Genomic DNA, 19094 nt, shown 5'->3' on the forward strand with positions numbered 1-19094 from the left:
GGCCTCGATCATCGAGTCGCCGCGCACGGTGAGCGCGAACAGCTCGCCCTCGCCGACCAACTGGCGCGGCAGCGGGAAGACGTCCTCGACCGTCTGCTCGGCCAGGATCGGACCGCCGGCGGCGATCCGGCCGACCAGCGGCACATTCGAGACGGCGGGGCCGGGGGTGGTGTCGGTCTGGTGATCGTCCCAGACGCGGTAGGCGCGGGGGCGGTGCGGGTCGCGGTACAGGATGCCCTTGCGCTCCAGGGCCTTGACCTGGTGGGCGACCGAGGAGGTGCTGGACAGGCCGACGGCCTGGCCGATCTCGCGCATGGACGGCGGGTAGCCCCGGCGCTGGACGGAATCCCGGATGACCTCGATGACGCGGCGCTGGCGCTCGGTGAGCCCGGCCTCGTCGGTGCGGACGCCTTTGGGCCGGCCGCCGCGGGAGCGGGTCGGGGTGGTGTCGGCCATGGTGCCCTCCCGATCGTTCGGTGGGTGACTGTATCCCGCGCGGTGCGACAAGGGTGTCCGGGCCGCTGGCCTGGCCTGGCCTGGCCTGGCCGGATGCCGGTCGTGGGGTGTGCGGGGCGGTCATCGGAAGTCCCTGCTCCGGGCGCCGGGGGCGAGGGTGAGCGGGGTGAGGCGGGTGGCGACGAGGTTGACCGCGCCGTCGCGTCGTTCGGCGGTGCCGTGGACGAGCAGGCCGGCGTTGCCGAGGGCGACGCGGCGTTGGCGTTCCCAGACGTGGGGCTGGCAGATGATGTTGACGAGGCCGGTCTCGTCTTCCAGGGAGATGAACAGGACGCCGCCTGCGGTGGGCGGGCGCTGGCGGTGGGTGACGAGGCCGCCGACGGCGACCATCGTTCCGGGGGTGGCGCCGTGCTTGAAGTCGGCGCAGGTCATGGCTCCGCAGCGCTCCAGGTGCGGGCGGGCGTGCTGGACGGGGTGGGTGGTGGCGGAGGCGCCGGTGGCCCACAGGTCGGCGATGGTCTCCTCGACGGTGGTCATCTCGGGCAGGCCGGGCGGGGCGGTGAGCGCGGGGGCGGTGCCGGGCAGCATGGCGTCGGTGGTGCGGGCGAGCAGGCCGGCGGACCACAGGGCCTGACGGCGGGTGACGCCGAGGCTGGTGAAGGCGCCCGCGGTGGCGAGGGCTTCGAGGAGCGGGGCGGGCAGGGCGGTGCGGCGGGCGAAGTCCTCGAGGTCGGTGTAGGGCCGGTGGGCCGCGATCGCTTCGGCCTGGTCGTCGCCGAGGCCGCGCACAGCCGCGAGGCCGAGGCGGATCGCCGGCCGGGCGCCCGCCGCTCCCCCGCCATCGGGGGCGGCGTCTTCGAGGGTGGGGGCGGCGGCGCTGTGGTTGACGTCGACGGGCAGCACGGTGACGCCGTGGCGCTTGGCGTCGGCGATGAGGGTGAGCGGGGCGTAGAAACCCATCGGCTGGTTGGCCAGCAGCGCGCAGGTGAACGCCTCGGGGTAGTGGTGCTTGAGCCAGGCGCTCGCGTACACGAGCAGGGCGAAGCTCGCGGCGTGGCTCTCGGGGAAGCCGTAGGAGGAGAAGGCGTCGATCTTGCCGTAGACGTCCTCGGCGACCTCGGTGGGGATGCCGCGCTCGGCCATGCCGGCGAGCAGGCGCTCGCGTAGTTCGGCGACGCGTTCGTGGGAGCGCTTGGCGCCCATCGCCTGGCGGAGCTTGTCGGCCTCCGCGGGGGTGAAGCCGGCGCAGTCGATGGCGAGTTGCATCATCTGTTCCTGGAACAGGGGGACGCCGAGGGTCTTCTTCAGGGCGCGTTCCATCAGCGGGTGGGGGATGTCGGCCCTCTCGCGGCCGTTGCGGCGGGCGATGTAGGGGTGGACGGATCCGCCCTGGATGGGTCCGGGGCGGATGAGGGCGACCTGGACCACGAGGTCGTAGAAGCGGCGCGGGCGCAGGCGGGGCAGCGCGCTGGCCTGGGCGCGGGATTCGACTTGGAACACGCCGACGGTGTCGGCACGGCAGAGCATGTCGTAGACGGCGGGGTCGTCCGGGGGGATGGTGGCGAGGTCGTAGCGGATGCCGTGGTGGCGCTCGATCAGGTCGCAGGTGTCGTGGAGGGCGGAGAGCATGCCGAGGCCGAGCAGGTCGATCTTGACCAGGCCCGCTTCGGCGACGGAGTCCTTGTCCCATTGCAGGACGCTGCGCCCTGGCATGGTGGCCCACTCGGTGGGGCAGGTCTCGGCGACTGGGCGGCGGGTGAGGACCATGCCGCCGGAGTGGATGCCGAGGTGGCGGGGCAGGCCGCGCAGGTGCCCGGCGAGCTCGCGCACGTCGGCCGGCACGGGTGCGTCCGGTGGCGGCATCTCGTGCCAGCCGGTCTCCTTGGCGAAGCGGTCGAGGTCGCCGGTGGCGTAGCCGAGCGCGCGGGCGGCGTCGCGTACGGCGAGGCGGGGCTGGTAGGTGATGACGTTGGCGACCTGGGCGGCGTGGTCGCGGCCGTAGCGCTCGTAGACGTACTGGATGGCCTCCTCGCGGCGCCGGTGCTCGATGTCGAGGTCGATGTCCGGCGGTCCGTCCCGCTCGGGCGACAGGAAGCGCTCGAAGAGCAGGCCGTAGTGGATCGGGTCGACGGCGGTGATGCCGAGGGCGTAGCAGACGGCGGAGTTGGCGGCCGAGCCGCGGCCCTGGCACCAGATGCCGCTGCGGCGGCAGAAGTCGACGATGTCGTGGACGATCAGGAAGTAGCCGGCCATGCCGAGCTGCTCGATCACGTCGAGCTCGTAGGCGATCTGGCGGCGGGCCTGCTCGTTGCCGGGGGCGAAGCGGTGCGTGGCGGCGCGCTGGGTGAGCTCGCGCAGCCAGCTGGACTCGGTGTGGCCGGCCGGCACCGGGAATCCGGGGAGCTCGGGGTTGAGGGTGCGGAAGTCGAAGGCGCAGGCGCGGGCGAGGTCGACGGTGTTGCGCTGGACGCCCGGCCAGGGTGCGAGGCGGATGGCCATCTCGGCCGCCGAGCGCAGGTGCGCCGTGCCGGCGGCGGCGAGGAAGGGCTCTGCGTCGGCGAGCGAGCGGCCCTGGCGCAGCGCGGCGAGGGTCTGGGCCAGGCGTAGCTGGGCCGGGGTGGCGTGGTGGGCTGCGGTGGTGGCCACGACGGTGAGGTCGAGGCGGTGGGCCAGGTGGGCGAGGGCGGTGTTGCGGTCGTCGTCGCCGGGCAGTTGGTGGTCGGTCAGCTCGATGTAGAGGTTGTCGGGGCCGAAGCGGTCGGCGAGGGTGTGCAGTTCGCGTTCGGCGCCGGTGGGGCCTTCGGTGTCGAGGGCGCGGCGTACGGCGCCTTTGCGGCAGCCGGTGAGGATCGCCCAGTGGCCGCCGTGGGCGTTGGTGAGGTGGTCGGTGTCGTAGCGGGGGCGGCGTTTGCCGGCGCCGGTGAGGTGGGCGTCGCCGATGGTCCTGGCGAGGCGGCGGTAGCCCTCGGGGCCGCGGGCGAGGACGAGCAGGTGTTCGCCGTCCTGGTCGGGGACCCCGGTGGGGGCGAGGGCCGCGTCCAGGGTCAGTTCGGCGCCGAAGACGGTGCCGATGCCGGCGCGGCGGGCCTCGGCGGCGAAGACGGCGGCTGCGTAGAGGCCGTCGTGGTCGGTGATGGCGAGGGTTTCGGTGCCCAGGCGGGCGGCCTCGGCGACGAGGTCGGCGGGGTCGCTGGCGCCGTCGAGGAAGCTGTAGGTGGAGTGGACGTGCAGTTCGGCCCAGCCGGGCCCGCCGCGGCCGCCGGTACGTGGTGGGGCCGGTTCGGGGCGCGGTGGCGGGCCGGGGAACGGGAGCACGGTGCGCTCGCCCTCGTGCCGGGCGGGGTGGCTGCCGGTCATGCGCCGGTGCAGCTCGGCCCAGGGGAGGTCGTGGTGGCTGTTGAATCCCATCCTGCGTGTCCTGGTGTTGCTTCGTGGTGGGCCGGGTCCCGGTACCGGGGCCGGCGGGGTCAGGTGTCGTAGTCGCCTTCGAGGTGCCAGCGCCCGGCGGTGACGGCGAGCAGTAAGGCCCGCCCGTCCTCGACGGTGACCTGCAGGCGGGCGGTGCGCCGGGCTTCCTCGGGGTCCCACCAGCGTTCCTGCTCCGGCCAGGGCCCGGCCCAGCCGGTCACCCGCGCGGTGTCGTCGGGGCCGAGCACCAGGTGTACCGGGGCATGGTGGATCTCGGCGCGGGCGCTGACCTGGACGTCGCGGCCGTCGGCGTCCAGCAGCCGCACCGGCCGTGGGCGGGCCGGGACGTGGGTGGGTGAGGGTGCGGGCAGGCGGCCGGGCCACGGCCCGTCGGCGCGCCGCTCCCGGTGGGCATCGCCCCAGGGGGTGCGCACCACCCGGTCGGCGGGGGCGCGGCCGCCTGCCAGCTCGACGGTGACCGGGGCGTGGTGGCCGAGGATCGCCTGCACCCGCGCGATGGCCCGCTCCGCGCGGGCGCGCGTCTCCTGGTCGCCGTCCTCGAGGGAGAGCTGGCGGCCCGGGTCACGCACCAGGCCGTCCGGGAGCAGCCGCAGCGCCACCACCCCGCCGGCGTCCTCGTCGAAGACGGCACGTTGCTGCCAGGCCTGCAGCTGCCAGCGCACCCGGTCGGCAACCGCGCCCACCGACAGCACGCCTTCGTGGCGCCAGGCCCGGGAGGCGGTGGTGCCATCCGCGCACTCGACTTCCACCTCGACGCGCTCGCACGCCAGTCCCGCACCGGCCAGGCCCGCGTGCAGCCGCTGCGCCAGGCCGCGGGCCGTGAACGCCAGCGGCTCGGCGAGCATGACCGGCTGCTCGAAGCGCTCCTCGACCGTCAGGTCCGCGCCCGGGGGCCGGGCCACGACCGGCCGGGCCTCAAGCCCGCGGGCCAGGCGATGCGCGAGCACGCCGTCGTGGCCGAAGCGCTCCGCCACGCTCGCGGCCGGCAGTGCGGCGAACTGGCCGAGCGTCACCAGCCCGAGCCGGCCCAGCAGGTCGGCCAGCCGGCCGTCGCCCAGCTCCGCCACCGGGTGCGCCGCCAGGAACCGGGCGCTCTCGCCCGCGGGGACGATCCGCTGCGCGCGGGCCGCCAGGCGCGCCGCGAACAGCCCGTCGGCGATGCCCACCCGGCACGGGTGCCCGATCGCCTCCACCGCGTCCATCACCCGCTCGGCCAGCACCTCCTCTCCCCCGTGGAAGCGCGCCGCGCCCGCGGCCGCCAGCGCCAGCACACCGGGCCGCACGACCTCCAAGTGCGCGGCCAGCGCGCCGACCGCGTCCGCGACCGGCTCGAAGGCCTTCGCCTCGGCGTCCAGGTCGCGCTCGAAGACCTCCAGATCCGCAACGAGCGCCTGCGCCGAGCGCACCTTCTGGCCGCCCCGGACGCCGGCCGCGCGCGCGGCGCCGCTCGCGGCCAGGATCCGCGCGCGCTCGGCCACAGCGGCGAGCCGTCCCGGATCCGGCTCCGCGCCGAGCACCGCGACCACCGGCCAGTCGGGGATCCACCCGACGAGCACTCGCGTCACGCCCTCGCCCATCTCAGACCACCGCCAGCGGGCCCCGGCCGGCCGGCGCCGCCCGGTCCGCCCCGGCCCCCGACACGGCCGGCCCGGCGGCCCGCACGGCGCCCTGCGTGTCCGGCAGCCACAGCTCCATCCTCCGCTCGCGCGCCGCCGCGCCCCGCCCGCCGGCGGACACCGACATCCGCCGCGCCCGCAGCCGTCCGCGCCCGGCCCCCAGCCCGGTCCACGCCCGCGAGACCACCCGCAGCCGCACCCGCGCCCCCGGCCAGTCCCCGGACACCACCACCGCGCACCCGCTGCGGCGCGCCACCGTGGCCAGCCGCTCGCGCAGCGGGCCCGGCGGCGTTCCGCGCAGCAGCAGCAGACCGAAGCCGTCGGCCAGGGCGAGCGCGGTCTCCGCCCAGTGCTCGCCCGGATCCTCCACCACGACCAGGTGCGACAGGTCGACGCCGAGCTCGGCGGCCGCGAGCAGGCCGAGCCCGTCGAATCCGAGCGCGGCACACCACGTACCGGTCGACGACGCCGCGGCCGCGAGGGCCAGGAGCAGTGCGGTGCCGCCGCCGGTCACCGACACGACGGCGCCCGGCCGCAGGCCGCGTTCGGGCAGGAGGTCCCGGAGGGCGGGCAGCACCGGCACCAGCGGCCCGGGACGGGACAACTGGAGCTGGGGTGCCAGTGCGGCGAGTGTTGCCTCCACACCCCAAGAATCGAACATCTGAGCGAGAAAGGGAAGCCAAAAGGAAATCGGTCACTCGTTCGAGTGAGTGGCATTACTGCAGGTCACGAGAGGCGTGGATGGGGTATCGTTCGGCGCGCCGCGGTCGGCGGCGAAGCTCTGAGAGGAAACCGAACGCCATGGAGCCGCTCGTGCGCACCTGGCGTCCGCACTACCCGCTCGACCTCGCCCGGATCCTCGGGCCGCTCTTCCGCGGCGGCGGCGATCCGGTGTCGGCCTGGGAGGCGGGCGTCCTGTGGCGGGCCTTCCGCACGCCGGCCGGCGTCGGCACCGTCCGCATCGCCGTCCGCCCCTGCGGCGGGGAGATCGCCGCGACCGCGTGGGGCCCGGGCGCCGACTGGCTCCTGGAGCAGCTGCCCGCGCTGCTCGGCGCCGACGACGAGCCCGAGCGTCTCGTCCTGCCGCCCGGGCCGCTGCGCGAGGTCCAGCGCCGCAACCCCGATCTGCGACTGGGCAGGAGCGGGCTCGTGATGGACTCCCTCATCCCGGCGGTACTGGAGCAGAAGGTCACCGTGACCGAGGCCTACCGCGGGTGGCGCTACCTCGTCCGGAGGTTCGGTGCTCCTGCGCCCGGGCCCCGGCCCGAGCTGCGGGTGATGCCCTCCGCCAGGGAGTGGGCCCTGATCCCCAGCTGGGAGTGGCACAAGGCGGGCGTCGACCCGAAACGAGCGGCCACCATCGCCCGCGCCGTACGCCTCGCACCCCGGCTCGAAGAAGCCTCCACCATGACCAGCGCGGACGCGTTCGAGCGGCTCATGACCGTGCCCGGCATCGGCATCTGGACCGCGGCCGAGACCCTGCAGCGCAGCAACGGCGACCCGGACGCCGTCTCCGTCGGCGACTACCACCTCGCCAACCACATCGGCTACGCGCTCACCGGCCGCGCCCGCAGCACCGACGAGCAGATGCTCGAACTCCTGGAACCGTACGCCGGCCAGCGTCACCGGGTATGCCGGCTGATCCGGGCCACCGGAACCCGGGCCCCGCGCTTCGGACCACGCCTCGCCCCCAACGACCACCGCCACAGGTGACCGAGCGGCGCCGGCCGCCTCTCGTCGCTTCACCATCTCGCCGCTCCAGCTCGGTGATCGGCCGGCGGCCGGCCGCCGGGTGACCGGTCACGTCGGCCGGTCCGGGCAGGCCTTCGCGCGCCAGGACCACCGGAAGTCGCGGGAACGGCGGATTGACGCCCCGGGGAACCCGTTTGCGACCGCTGGCGCGGTTCTGTAGACCAGACGCGGCCACTGCCGGGTGGCCGACCGCCTGTTCGTCACCTTGGTCCGGATCCCCGCCATGCCCACACCCACCGTCCCCGTGCCCGCTCAGGGCCGGATGGAGGGGCTACCAGGAGCATGATCAGCGGCGGTGCCAGGCGGTGAGCAGGGCGGCTTCCTGCTCCGGGGTCAGGGCTGCGGGCAGGGGGTCGAAGGGTTTGATGTCGCGGGCGGTGTCCGCGACGGGGCGGAGGTTGAGTCCGGTGGCGAGGGCGGCGGCGGGGTCGGCGGTGCGGGTGGCCCGGGAGTGCGGGTCGGTGGTCCACAGCGGCAGCGCGCGGGCCGGGATGTCGCAGGCCCGCAAGAAGTCGTCGGCCACCCAGGTGAGCGTGGTGCCGGGTGGGGCGACGGCGGAGGCGACGGCCTCCAGCAGGTCGCCCATGCTGGAGGGCGGGGGCGTCGCCGGATGGTAGGCGCCGGAGGCGCGGCGGGTGAGCAGGGCGAGCATCCAGTCGGCGAGGTCGCGGGCGTCGACCACCTGGAGCGGGTCCTCGGGCCGCCCCGGGGCCAGCACTTCGCCGCCCCGGGCGAGCCGTTGCACCCAGTGGTCGAAGCGGTGGGTGTAGTCCTCCGGGCCGATCACATAGGTCGGACGCACCAGCAGCACGTCCGGACCGAAGCACCGGCGCGCGGCCAGCTCGCACTGCACCTTGAGGACGCCGTAGCTGTCGGCGGTGATCTCCTCGGCCTCGGGACCGTCGGCGGGCAGCAGCGGGGAGTCCTCGGTGAACCCCGGGGCGGCGGGGGTGTCGTAGACGGCCATGGAGGAGACCAGCAGGTAGTGCCCGGCGGCGCCGGGATCATCGAGGGCGGCGGCCAACTGCCGCACCTGGCGCGGGAAGTACGCGCTGACGTCGACGGTGGCGTCCCAGCGGAGGCCGCGCAGCGGGGACAGGTCCGCGTCGCGGTCGGCGATGAGGTGGGTGGCGTCCGGAAGGAGATCGGGACCGGACTTGCCGCGGTGGAGCACGGTGACGTCGTGTCCGGCGGCGAGCGCGGCCCGGGCGAAGTGCAGGCCGACGAAGCGGGTCCCGCCCATGATCAGTATGCGCATCGAGCCATGGTCCCAGTTCCGCGCCGACCCGGCCAGGGCCCGGCGCGGAACCGACCGGGACCCGTCGTTGCCGCAGAGCTCGCCCGGACCGCAGTTCCAGACCCCTGCCCGGCCGGTCCTTCCGGGGGAACGAATGCGATGCGGACTCCGTCCTCGTCGTAGTCGCGCACGGGGCTGTCGGGACGCGCCTGGACACCGGCGGCTCTCGGTTCCCGCGCGATGGTGTCCAGGTGCGGGCCGAGGCGGGCGAGCCCGGCGTCGTCCATCTCGGCGAGCTGCCGCTCGGCAACCTCGTGGAAGAGGATGGTGGCGCGGCGGGGCTGACGGTCAGGCAACGCGCGGCTCTCCGGGGGCGGGGGTGTCCTCGGCCAGGCCGCGTTCGGCCTTGATGTCGTCCCAGGTGCGGCAGCCGTTCAGGTCGACGCCGCGGTCGGCCAGGTCGGCCAGGACGTAGGCCAGGGTCGGGTCCTCCATCGCCGCGTCGCGCGCGGCGGCGCGCAGCCCGTCGGCTTCGGCGGGGTCGAACACCATCCGCATCGCGTTCTCCTGGTGCTGGTCGGCAGGTTCTCAGATTAGGGCGTTCCTGCCGGTTGCGGTGGGGCGTTGGCGGTTTTGGCGAGGGTGCCGGGATGTCCGGCCGGCCGCGTGGGCACGAGGCTGTGGCGGCCGGCCGGACGTCCTGGCGTTGGTTTCGGTGCGGAGTTCCGCACCTGGCCGGCCCTGCTGGAACAAGGCAAGCCGGTTCCCCTATGTGTGTCGAGTGGCAACGGCCGGGGAGACCGCGTAGGGAGGCCCTGCTCGTGGGCAGGGGAGGGCGCTCTATGTCCGGGATGGATGCCCCGAGGGCATGCGGACATGGCGATGTGAGGGCCTATGCCGCCGGAGCTGGCATGGCGGGGCGAGCACTGTCGCGTGCTGCGGCGTGTGGGCGTGCTGGGGCCGCATGTCGGAACATGGGAGCGCCGTGCGGACGGCATGGGGCCGGCCGCGTGCGCGGACTGGTGGGGACTGCTGGCGGGATTCCGGCCGCGCTGATGGCTTCTGGTGTGTGGCGTTCATTCCCGTCCTCCCATCCCGTGTCACGCGTCGCGCGCTTGGGCGCGCCCGCTACCGCGCGGGCCTTGTGTCCAGCCCCGCTTGGTAGTCCCGAGAATCGCGCCTCGGCCGCCCCGAAGCAAGCTCCGTCGTCCCGGCGTGCTCGGACGAAGTTGCCGTTACGGGTTCTCGGGCAGCCGGCGGGTTGAGTGCTGTGAGCTGGGATTCTTTGCTGACGGCGTCTCAACTTACAGTGGGACAGGGCGAGAAACCGGGTCTGGAGCGACTGGACTGTCCCTACGGGACCAACGAATCTGTGCGATGGGAGCCCATCCCGCTCGGCTCTGGAAGGCCGGGCGGGCGTCGTGTGGGCCCCCTGTCGAGTGGCAACCACGTAGGGAGACCGATTTGCGAAAGAAGCACACCAACAAGAGCGTCGCGTCCGCGGCGTGCGTGGAGGGCCAGACGGCGGCCGGCACCCAGGTGCCGGTCACGGCCGCGGTGCTCGTGGTCGTCGTCCTCCTCCTCACCACCGCGCTCACCGCGCAGGGCATGGCGGCGCAGACCGTCGTGACCACCCTGGCCACCGCCGGCCTGCTCGGCGTCGAGCTGGTCCGGCGCCTGGTCGAGGCGTTCAGCACCCGCCGGACCCGCTAGGAGAGCGCGGTGGGGCGCCTGAACAGCGCCCTGGCTGAGCAGGTCAAGGAAACCGGGGCGCTTGCGCAGTGGCTTCGCACGCTGCGCAAGCGCTCCGGCCTCACCTACAGCCAGATGGCGCAGAAGACCATCGAGCTCTCGCTGCCCGTGTCCATCGCCACCCTCTCCCGGGCCGACGAGGGCCGCTCGGTCCCGACGTGGCGGGTCACCGAGGCCTACACCCGGGCCTGCGGCGGGTCGGTGCGCACCGCGGAGCGGTTGTGGCTGCGTGCCGACGCCAACCGGCCTGGACGCCGCAAGCGGGGCCGGGGCGCGGCGAGCGTGACGACCGCGGGGCGGGCCCTGCGGTACGTCACGGACCGCGCCGAGCTGTACGTCGAGATGAAGCGGCTGTGGCTGCGTTCCGGGAGCCCGTCCCTGCGGGAACTGGAGGCGCGGGCCGTGCGCGACGGAGTCAGCCGACTGCCGAAGAGCACCTTGCACGGGGTGCTGGCGGGCGAACGGGACTGCACGGAGAGGATCCTCGTCGAGTTCGTCCGGGCCTGCGGGGCCACCTCCGAGGAGGAGACCGAGTGGGTCGAGGCGCTGCGGCGCGTGGCCTACGGGCGTGACGGCGGCGGATGGCTGTCCGAGGTCGAGGAGCGGCTCGCCGAGGCCGAGGCGGAGATCCTGTGGCTGAGGGAGTCGATCGGCCGCGCCGCCGGCGATGTCCTGGCCCGGGAGCCGGCCGCGGCTGTGGACGTCCCAGTCCCGCTCCGGCGGTGGCGCTCGCGACCGCCGGCCGTTCCCCCGCAGGTGCGGCCCCCGCAACGGCCGGCCGAGCGGGCCCAGTAGAAGGAGGAGATCACGTTCTGTGGTGCGGCCGCCGTCGGCTGCACCACACCTGAAAGCCCGCTCGCGAGTCTCGGTCTTCTCTTCTCGCGAGCCGGGCGTTCCGGCCTCCGGGCTGGCGCGGTCGGCTACGGGCGGCCTGGCTGTAGGCGACCGAGGGGTCGGGCGATCGGCCGTTACGCCGCGCGGCAGGGAGCGGTGTGCTCGCCGCGCGGCGGATCCGGTTGCTCAGTCCTCCGATCCGGCGGCGACCGTCTCGTAGGCGTAACCGTCCCGGCGAAGTGCCTGCACGAGGGCTTCGACTTCGACGGCGGTTCCGAGGGGTTCCCCGGCCTTCGCCGCCTTCAGCCTGCCGATCGCCTCGGCCGGGCTGTAGTCGAGGATCTCCCGCAGGCGGCGGGCCGCCGCGACGGTCCCGTCCCGGCCGTCCACGAGCCGGGGCCGGAATCCTCCGAACGTCGCCAGCAGACCTTGCCTGACGTCCTCCCGCCCGGGCCCGCCGCCGTAGTCGTCACTGACCAGACCGCAGTTCTCGCACTGCCATTCGTCGAACCAGCCGAACTCCTCGGCCACGATCTGCTGGCCGCGCGAGCCCGTCACGTCATGACCGCACGTGCAGCAGGTCAGCTGGTAGTCGAGTGCGCGGTAGATCATTTCCTCTTCCCGCTCCCGTTCCGTCCACGCATGTTCATGTACCTCCGGACAATCTTTCCACCGCGTGATCCCCGGCTTCATCCAGGGCGGCGGCTTCACGGACCAGATGGCCATGGACCGTGAGATACGCAGGGCGGTGGCCTGACCGACGCCGGGAGGGCCGCGAGGGAGCGGATCCGGCTGCAGGCCGTGGAACGCGCATCGTCACGTTCGATCGCCCGGCGGGCCGGCTGCTGCCAGGACCAGCCGTGCCGCTTCAGCAGCTGCCAGGTCCCCTCCACCGTGTAGCTCACGCGGAACAGGCGGCCGATCGGCATCTTGACCCGCGCGAGCGTCCACCGCTGGTCCTCCCAGCCGTGGACCAGCGGGCCTCGCTCCAACTCCCGTTCCAGCCTGGCGATCTGTGACTCGCTGAGCCTGGGACGCCCCGGTGATCCCTTCGCCAGGACACCGGCCTCACCGCCCGCTGCGGGACGCCGACCCGGCGGGCACGGGAACAAGGTGAGATCTCCCCGGAAATTGGCGTCCACGCCCCCGGCGGCCGAGAATCTCGGGGATCACCCGTCACGGGGAGCAGGGCCGCAGCTACGACTTCTGGGTCTCCGCGCCGACCGGTCGGCTCGACGAGGCCAATCGCTACTTCCAGATCGTGTCGGCCACCTTCCGGATCGGCTGAGGCCAGCGGCCGACCCGGCTCCAGGCCGAGGGCCTGACGGAGTTCGTGCCTCTGCCGCAGGCCGGCCCGGCGAAGGCCTGGCAACCTCAGTCTGCTGGTGTCCATGACAGCGGCGTGCGACTTCACGGGCCGGCACTGACTGCTTCGGTGGGGAGTTCTCGTCGCCGGTCTCCTCTGCGATCAGGATCCCTGCCCCGTTGTCCCTGTGGTCCGGGTTGCCGCGCGGGAGGCGCGGCGGCCCCGACCCGCGACGATGCGGTTACGATCACCTGGTAATCCCATCGCAGGTTTGGATGACATGACTGACCCTCAGCTGGCCGATCTCCTGGCCCATGTGCGCGAGCACTCGCCCTTCTACCGCGACCTCTACGCCGGACTGCCCGGCGACGTCGCCGACCTGTCAGCGCTCCCGCTGATCGACCACACCGCCTACTGGGGCGCCCACGGCATCGAGCGCAGCGATCTGCTCACCGGCCCGCACCAGGACGGCATCGTCTTCAAGACCGGCGGCACCACCGGCGCACCGCGCGTCTCGGTCTACACCCGCGACGAGTGGCGTGCGATGGCCCGGCGCTTCGCCGACGGGCTGCCCGCCGCCGGGGTGCGCGCGGGCGACCGGGTGGCCAATCTGTTCTACGCCGGGGAGCTGTACTCCAGCTTCGTCTTCACCCTCAACGCCTTCCAGGAGGCGCCGGTCCCGGTGGTGCAGCTGCCGATCGGCGGTGCGGCGCCGCTGGACTTCACCATCGAGACCCTGCGCGACTTCCGCGCCACGGTGATCTCCGCGCCGCCGACCTCGCTGTGCCGGCTGGCCCGCCAGGTGGCCGAGACCGTGGGGACGCTGCCGCAGGTCCGGCTGGCGCTGTTCGCCGGAGAGGCCTTCTACGGCGACCAGTTGGCGCTCATGGCCGCCGCCTTCCCGAACGCGCGGGTCCGTTCGATCGGCTACGCCAGCGTGGACGCGGGCATCCTGGCCGGGCCGGTGGCGGACGAGCCGGACACCCGGGTGCACGAGGTGTTCGGCACCGACAAGGTGATCGAGCTGCTCGACCCCGAGAGCGGCGAGCCGATCACCGAGGAGGGCCGTCCGGGCCGGGTCATCGCCACCGACCTGGTGCGTCGCCTGATGCCGGTGATCCGCTACCCGGTCGGCGACATCGCCGAGTGGGTCGACTACCCGCGGCGCCGCTTCCGGCTGCTCGGCCGTTCCGAGGAGGGTGCCCGGGTGGGCGTGGTCACCGTCTACCTGGAGGACCTGCGCGCCATGGCCGCCCGGGCCGACCGGCAGGGTGCGGTCGGCGACCTGCAGGTCGTGCTCCGGCACCGCGAGGCCAAGGACGAACTGCTCCTGCGGCTGGCCGGCCCGGCCCGGTCGGCCGACTTCGAGCGGGAGTTGGTCGCGGTGCTGGACGAGGCCCGACCGATGTTCGGCGCGGAAGTGCGGAAGGGGAACATCCACCCGCTCGCCTTCGAGTGGGTCGGCCCGGACGGTCTGGACATCAACCCGCGCACGGGCAAGCTGATCCGTCTCGTCGACCAGCGCGCGAACTGACGTCCGGGCCCACGGCGGACCGGCAGGAACGCGAGGAACCGCGCGACCGGCCATGCGGCTTGGGATGCTGCATGGCCGGCGCGCGGTTCCTGCGCGCCTTCCGGAACGTCAGCGGTTCCTGGACCGTCGGTCCACGACCGCCAACAGCTTCCCGCTCGCCGCCGTCTGCGCGAAGTCCGCGGCCGGTACGCGTTCCACGCGCAGCTCCACCAGCCGGTCCCGCTCCACCGCCGCCGCGAGGTCCGGGTACCCCTCCAGGAATTCCCGGAGGCCCGGCCCGTCCTGCGGCCGGCCCTCCAGCCGGACAGTCAGCGTCTCGTTGGCGGCGTCGTCCTCGTCCAGCAGGATCTGCAGCGCACCGTGGTGCTCCAGCCGTTCCTCCGCCACCTGGACGAACCGCCGGTAGTTGAGGAAGTGGCTGCCGCTGCGGAAGATGTCGCCGAAGCGCCCCAGCAGTTCGAAACGCGGGGTGCGCCGACCGCACGGGCAGTCCTCGGTCAGCCAGCGCCCGAGGTCACCGATCTCGTACCGGTCCAGCCGCTGCCCGCGTCGGGTGTGCGCGGTGAACACCAGCCGTCCGGCCTCACCCGCCGGCGCCGGCCGGTCCGCCTCACGGTCGAGGATCTCCAGCGTGTGCAGTCCGCTGAACAGGTGGTACACCCGGTCCGGCGCCTGCGGGCACTGGTAGCCGAGCGGGCCCGCGTCCACGCTGCCGTACGCGCCGGCGCGCACCAGCTCGACCCCGAACTCCTCGCGCAGCCACTCACGCTGGCGTGCCGGGAAGTGCTCGCCGCCGTAGAACAGCTTGCGCACACCGCGGTACTCGCGCAGCAGGTCCGCGCCCTCGGTGAAGACCCGCAGCAGGTAGTTCGGCATGCCGAACAGGGTGTTGACCCGGTGCTCGACCACCGACCGGGCGACCGCCGCGTGGTCGTCCTGCGCCATCATCGGGTACTGGACCGCCCCGAGCGTCTCCAGCACCGAGAAGAAGCTGGAGAACCCGCCGTACAGCTGCCCGCCGAAGAAGAGGTTCATCGCCCGGTCGGTCCGCGGGTCGAACCCGGCCGCCAGCAGGCCCTCCGCGCCGGAGCGCATGTGCTCGTGGTAGTCGTCCCAGCTGAACGCGGAGAGCTTGGGCGCGCCGGAGCTGCCGCCGCTGCGGAAGAAGACCTCCGCACGGCTGAGGTCGGTCTGCAACTGCTCGAAGTCGGTCTTGACGGTCACCGCGACCGCCGGGGGCGTGAGTTCACGCGCACCGACCAGGTCGTCCAGGCAGGCGTCGCCGGTGAACCGCCCGTCCAGCTGGACGTCCACCCGGCGGCTGTATCGCTGCAGCGCGTACACGCCGTCGTGCGGCTCACCGTCGTAGCTGCCGAGCATTCCGCCGGGCACCGTCACCCGCTGGACGCCCGCCGCCAGCACGGCGCCGGCCAGCTCCGCGGTGTCGGTGCGGCTCGCGCCGATCCCGGCGGTCTGCAGGTAGCGGCGCATCGGGCGCAGCACCTCGGCGATCCGCTTGCGCGGCAGCGGCTTGACCCAGACCGTGCGGTGCAGCGGCGAGGCACGCAGCGCGCTGCGGGTGTCGGCGAGCACGTGCCAGCTCGCGTCGGGAGCGGCATGCACCTTGGTGAGCCCGAGGTGCTCCTCCAGCCGGGCCACCAGGACGGTGTTGGTGATCTCGGCGCTCTCCAGCAGCTCCCGGTCGTGCGGGGCGGGTGCGCGGGCCGCGAGCACGGCGGCGAACCGCTCGGCGAAGGCGAAGAGTTCGTCCTCGTCCTCGGTGTCCAGGTAGACCACCTGCGGGCTGGCGCAGGCCTGCTGTTCGAGGCGGCAGATGTCGTCGGCGATGCCGTCCAGCATCTCGGGGGCGGACCAGGCATCGGCCGTCAGATACGCGAAGGAGAGCTTCGGTCCCCAGTCGACCAGCCGGCAGCCGGCGGGTATCAGCGCGGCGATCGAGGCGATGGCCTCCTCGCCGCCCCAGGCGGCGACGGCGTCGGCAGCCGCGCACAGTCGCTGGAGCCAGTCGGTGCGCGAGGACGGGAAGCCGAGCACCACGACCTGCCGGGCGATCGCTCCAGTGGCGTCGAACTCCGCCAGGGTGGCGAGCAGTTCATGGGTGAACCGCCCCTCGCCGCTGGTCTTGACGACGTTGAGGTTGCCCGCGAGCAGGCCCTCGACCACGGTGAGCGCCCCGGCGGCGGGGGCGTTGCCCGGCGCGATGTGCACCAGCAGGCCGACCGGCAGCCAGCCCTCGAAGATCTCCCGGCGGAAGTCGAAGCGCGCCAGCCGCCCGGGGTCGATGCCGCCGAGTTCGCGGGTGAGCTTGACCTCCAGCTCCTCCCGGGACAGCGCCTCGGTCAGGTCGCGCATCGTCCGCGAGGTCTCGTCCTCGGGCACGCCCGCCTCGCGCAGCAGACCCGCCAGCCGGACGGCGTGCTCGCTCGCCGGGTCGGCCAGCGCGACGGCCAGGCGCTCGCACGCGGCGATCACGGTGATCGGGCTGAGCCGCTCGGCCAGCGCGCCGGCGGCGTACTCGTCGAGGCGCTCCAGGCGGGCCGCCGCCTCCGCGTCGTCGACCCACGTGCCCTGCCAGTAGTGCTGAGTCACTTCTTCCCCTCGGTCTTGAGCAGTTCGGCGGCGGCGACGGCGCAGCTGCGGTTGCGGCTGAGCCCGGCCCGCCCGTGCACCTCGAACCAGGGCGTGGGCAGGCCGCAGCCGCACTCCTCCGGCGCGTGCTGGGTGACCAGGTCGCCCATCAGCACGGACTGGGCCGGCACCGAGGTGATGTACGGCGAGACGAACTGGGGGTAGCCGCTCTCGCCGTACGGCAGCGGCTGGAGCGTGCGCACGTCGCGGACCAGCTGGCGGGCCCAGACCGGGACGTGCAGACGGTGGTTGGGGCACTCCATGTGCAGGACGGAGTGCTCCACCGCGCCGTAGCCGTCGCGGATCCGCTCGTCCGGGATGCCGAGCTGCTCGTGGATGCGCCGGTACAGCTCCGGTTTGGCGACCTGCTTGTCCGCGTTGCCCTTCCAGCCGCCGCCGAAGACCACCAGCGACTCCGGGTTCAACTGGAGCGGCGGCAGCCCGAGTTCGCGCATCCGGTCCAGCGTGAAGGAGAGGAAGGCGGGGAAGCCGAGGATCCGGACCGGCGCGCCCTCCTCGGCGAAGCGGATCAGCGCGCGGACGCAGCCGAACGGGTCGAACTCGTGGCCGCTGCCGGTGTGCTTGAGCGCGTACTCGACCGAGCGGACGGGTGCGAAGTGGCACAGGTACTCGTCGGTGAACGAGGTGCCGAGGTTCAGGCCCGGCCGGGGCTGGTAGTTGGAGAGCAGGTAGTTGACCGGTTCGTCGCCTTCGGACTTGATCCAGCCGTAGTGGTCGAAGACCCGGGCGACCATCCGCTGGCCGTTGCGCAGGGTGAAGTCGTCGAAGGCCATCTGCGACTTCTGGCCGGTCGTGCCGGACGAGGTCAGGGTCAGCAGCGTCTCCTCGCGCGGCAGCGACAGCACCTCGTGCAGCTTGAAGAAGTTGGCGTGCACGAACGGCAGTCGGTGGAGCTCCTCGATGGACTCCAGGGTGTGCCCCTCGGCCGCCCACAGCCTGCCGTAGTAGGGCGAGCGCTCGGCGTGCCAGGCGTTGATCTCGTTCATCGCCGCCGTGAACAGGGCGTCCACGTCGTCCCCGGCGCGGTACGGCTCGGCCAGGTCGGCCAGCTGCTGTACGCGGGCGAGTGCTTCGGGGTCCGGTGCCGAGACCGGTTGGAGGTACTTGTTCATTGGAATATCCCGTGGGTGTCGAGGTGCTGTTGCTTCCACAGCTCGATGTACTGCTCGGTGAACGGCTGGAATGCGGCGTCGATGGCCAGGCCCCGGAAGTCCAGCGGCTGCAGGATCCGGGCCAGCACCACGTAGTCGCGGAAACCCTCGGCCTCCCGGCGCATCGCGGGGTAGGCCGCCACCGGCAGGAAGCCGTGCCCGAGCAGCCGGCGCAGCGAGTGGTAACTGTCCAGCGGCACCAGGGCCTCGATGTACCGGGCGCCGTGCGCGGCCAGCCGGTCGGTGATGGTGTCGAGGTCCTCGCCGATCTCCGCGAGCTCGATGCCGATCAGCGTGCAGTATCCGTCGGCGGGGCTGAGGTGCGCGTACACCTCGTAGGCGCCGTCGGCGGCGGAGAGCATGACGTTCGGTTCGTGGAACGGGTAGAAGCACTCCCCCAGCCCGCCGAACCGGCGGCTCACGAAGGCCGGTGCGTCGATGAACTCCAGCTCCCGGACGGCGATCCCGCCCTTCCTCGGCCTGGGCAGCGGCTCGTTCACGGGCTCCGGTCGCTGCGCGGGCCCCGGCACGTCCGCCAGCGCCCGTACCAGCCCGCCGAGCGCGGACGGGACCTTGTACACCGGAAGCCGCTGCTCCAGTACGCCCGAGCGGTGCTTGGCCAGCAGCACCATGGTCTCGTGCCAGGCGGCCTTGCGCAGGTTCGGCAGCACGCCGAGCGCGCGGAAGCCGGACTTCAGGCAGATGCGCTGCGGGGCGGTGGTGTCGGTCCGGGCGGTCGCGTACACGGAGTCGACCGGGTGGTCGCCCGTCAGCAGCTGGTCGGCGAGCTGCTGTACGGCGAGATTGGCCCCACCGAGCCCACGGGCGTCGGGATGGATCACCAGACCCTGCAGCTTGCCGATCCGCGCGGCCGGGTCGACCGTGCCGAGGATGGACCCGAGCAGCCGGTCGCCGCCGGGCTCCCGGGCCACCAGCCAGGTGGTGTCCGGGGCCGCGATCTCACGGGCCATCACCTCGGGGTCGGTGCCGAGCGGCAGCGCGTAGCTCCGCCCGTACACCTGGCGGTAGAGCGTCAACAGACCGTCCACGTCATCAAGACGGGCCGGGATGAATTCGAGGGACAAGTCGCCTCTCCCAAAGGGCGGCGCGAACACGGTTCATCGCGTGCGCACCACGAAAGAAACTTGAGTCGCAAGTAGGCGTGCCCGGTCCGAGCAGCCACGTTGCCGCTCCACCACAGTAACGCTCACGCATCGGTGCGCCGGACCGCCACCGTGCTAAAAGGCCGTCAGGAGGGGTGGATGCGACGAGAATCACAAGCACACGAAATGCGTACGAAATTGAACCAATGAACTTCCGCTGAACGTTGTCCGGCGGTTCGCCGACTGATCGTCAG

At 73.2% G+C, this 19094-nt stretch carries 13 protein-coding genes and 2 pseudogenes; 4 read left to right on the forward strand and 11 right to left on the reverse strand.

What is annotated here, in order from left to right; genetic code table 11:
* From lexA to PUR71_RS09350, 4 genes and pseudogenes are all read right to left on the reverse strand, one after another.
* Positions 1-435, reverse strand: a pseudogene (lexA, locus tag PUR71_RS09335) (transcriptional repressor LexA); the annotation flags it as partial.
* A 141-nt stretch (positions 436-576) separates the two neighbouring features.
* On the reverse strand, positions 577-3864 hold the full coding sequence (locus PUR71_RS09340) for an error-prone DNA polymerase (protein WP_329925964.1): 3288 nt from the start codon (positions 3862-3864) through the stop codon (positions 577-579).
* Between the two features lie 59 nt (positions 3865-3923).
* On the reverse strand, positions 3924-5450 hold the full coding sequence (locus PUR71_RS09345) for a DNA polymerase Y family protein (RefSeq protein WP_329925966.1): 1527 nt from the start codon (positions 5448-5450) through the stop codon (positions 3924-3926).
* Between the two features lie 13 nt (positions 5451-5463).
* Entirely contained in the window at positions 5464-6144 is a 681-nt protein-coding gene (locus tag PUR71_RS09350; protein WP_329925968.1) for a hypothetical protein, read from the reverse strand.
* A gap of 158 nt (positions 6145-6302) precedes the next feature.
* Here PUR71_RS09350 and PUR71_RS09355 point away from each other — a divergent pair, with 158 nt between their 5' ends.
* Entirely contained in the window at positions 6303-7214 is a 912-nt protein-coding gene (locus PUR71_RS09355) for a DNA-3-methyladenine glycosylase family protein (protein ID WP_329925970.1), read from the forward strand.
* Positions 7215-7539: 325 nt separating this feature from the next.
* Here the strand turns inward: PUR71_RS09355 and PUR71_RS09360 are convergent, their stop codons facing one another.
* Together PUR71_RS09360 and PUR71_RS09365 are read right to left on the reverse strand one after the other, a co-directional pair.
* A complete protein-coding gene (locus PUR71_RS09360; RefSeq protein ID WP_329925972.1) occupies positions 7540-8511 on the reverse strand; it encodes an NAD-dependent epimerase/dehydratase family protein in 972 nt (323 codons plus the stop codon).
* 327 nt (positions 8512-8838) lie between these two features.
* On the reverse strand, positions 8839-9048 hold the full coding sequence (locus tag PUR71_RS09365) for a hypothetical protein (protein ID WP_329925973.1): 210 nt from the start codon (positions 9046-9048) through the stop codon (positions 8839-8841).
* Positions 9049-9954: 906 nt separating this feature from the next.
* Here PUR71_RS09365 and PUR71_RS09370 point away from each other — a divergent pair.
* Positions 9955-10203 carry a hypothetical protein gene (locus tag PUR71_RS09370; protein ID WP_329925974.1) on the forward strand — a complete coding sequence of 83 codons (249 nt, stop codon included), beginning with the start codon at positions 9955-9957 and terminating at the stop codon, positions 10201-10203.
* Between the two features lie 9 nt (positions 10204-10212).
* Entirely contained in the window at positions 10213-11037 is an 825-nt protein-coding gene (locus PUR71_RS09375) for a helix-turn-helix domain-containing protein (RefSeq protein WP_329925976.1), read from the forward strand.
* Between the two features lie 225 nt (positions 11038-11262).
* On the opposite strand, the gene PUR71_RS09380 is transcribed toward PUR71_RS09375, so the two are convergent.
* Positions 11263-11688 carry a hypothetical protein gene (locus PUR71_RS09380; protein WP_329925978.1) on the reverse strand — a complete coding sequence of 142 codons (426 nt, stop codon included), beginning with the start codon at positions 11686-11688 and terminating at the stop codon, positions 11263-11265.
* A 200-nt stretch (positions 11689-11888) separates the two neighbouring features.
* A pseudogene (locus PUR71_RS09385) lies at positions 11889-12149 on the reverse strand (helix-turn-helix domain-containing protein); the annotation flags it as partial.
* A 513-nt stretch (positions 12150-12662) separates the two neighbouring features.
* On the opposite strand from PUR71_RS09385, the gene PUR71_RS09390 reads away from it, so the two are divergent.
* Positions 12663-13916 carry a phenylacetate--CoA ligase family protein gene (locus PUR71_RS09390; RefSeq protein ID WP_329925979.1) on the forward strand — a complete coding sequence of 418 codons (1254 nt, stop codon included), beginning with the start codon at positions 12663-12665 and terminating at the stop codon, positions 13914-13916.
* A 108-nt stretch (positions 13917-14024) separates the two neighbouring features.
* On the opposite strand, the gene PUR71_RS09395 is transcribed toward PUR71_RS09390, so the two are convergent.
* Genes PUR71_RS09395 through PUR71_RS09405 form a run of 3 tightly spaced genes read right to left on the reverse strand, consistent with a single transcriptional unit; the run spans position 14025 to position 18822 of the window.
* Positions 14025-16526 (reverse strand): acyl-CoA reductase, encoded by a 2502-nt coding sequence (locus tag PUR71_RS09395; RefSeq protein ID WP_329925981.1) that lies wholly within the window; start codon positions 16524-16526, stop codon positions 14025-14027.
* Entirely contained in the window at positions 16523-17698 is a 1176-nt protein-coding gene (locus PUR71_RS09400; protein WP_329925983.1) for a LuxE/PaaK family acyltransferase, read from the reverse strand. The genes PUR71_RS09395 and PUR71_RS09400 overlap by 4 nt, the downstream gene beginning before the upstream one ends.
* Positions 17695-18822 (reverse strand): GNAT family N-acetyltransferase, encoded by a 1128-nt coding sequence (locus PUR71_RS09405; RefSeq protein WP_329925984.1) that lies wholly within the window; start codon positions 18820-18822, stop codon positions 17695-17697. The genes PUR71_RS09400 and PUR71_RS09405 overlap by 4 nt, the downstream gene beginning before the upstream one ends.
* Positions 18823-19094 lie beyond the last annotated feature (272 nt).

Source organism: Streptomyces sp. SP17BM10 (genome assembly GCF_036322405.1).
Lineage (GTDB): Bacteria > Actinomycetota > Actinomycetes > Streptomycetales > Streptomycetaceae > Kitasatospora.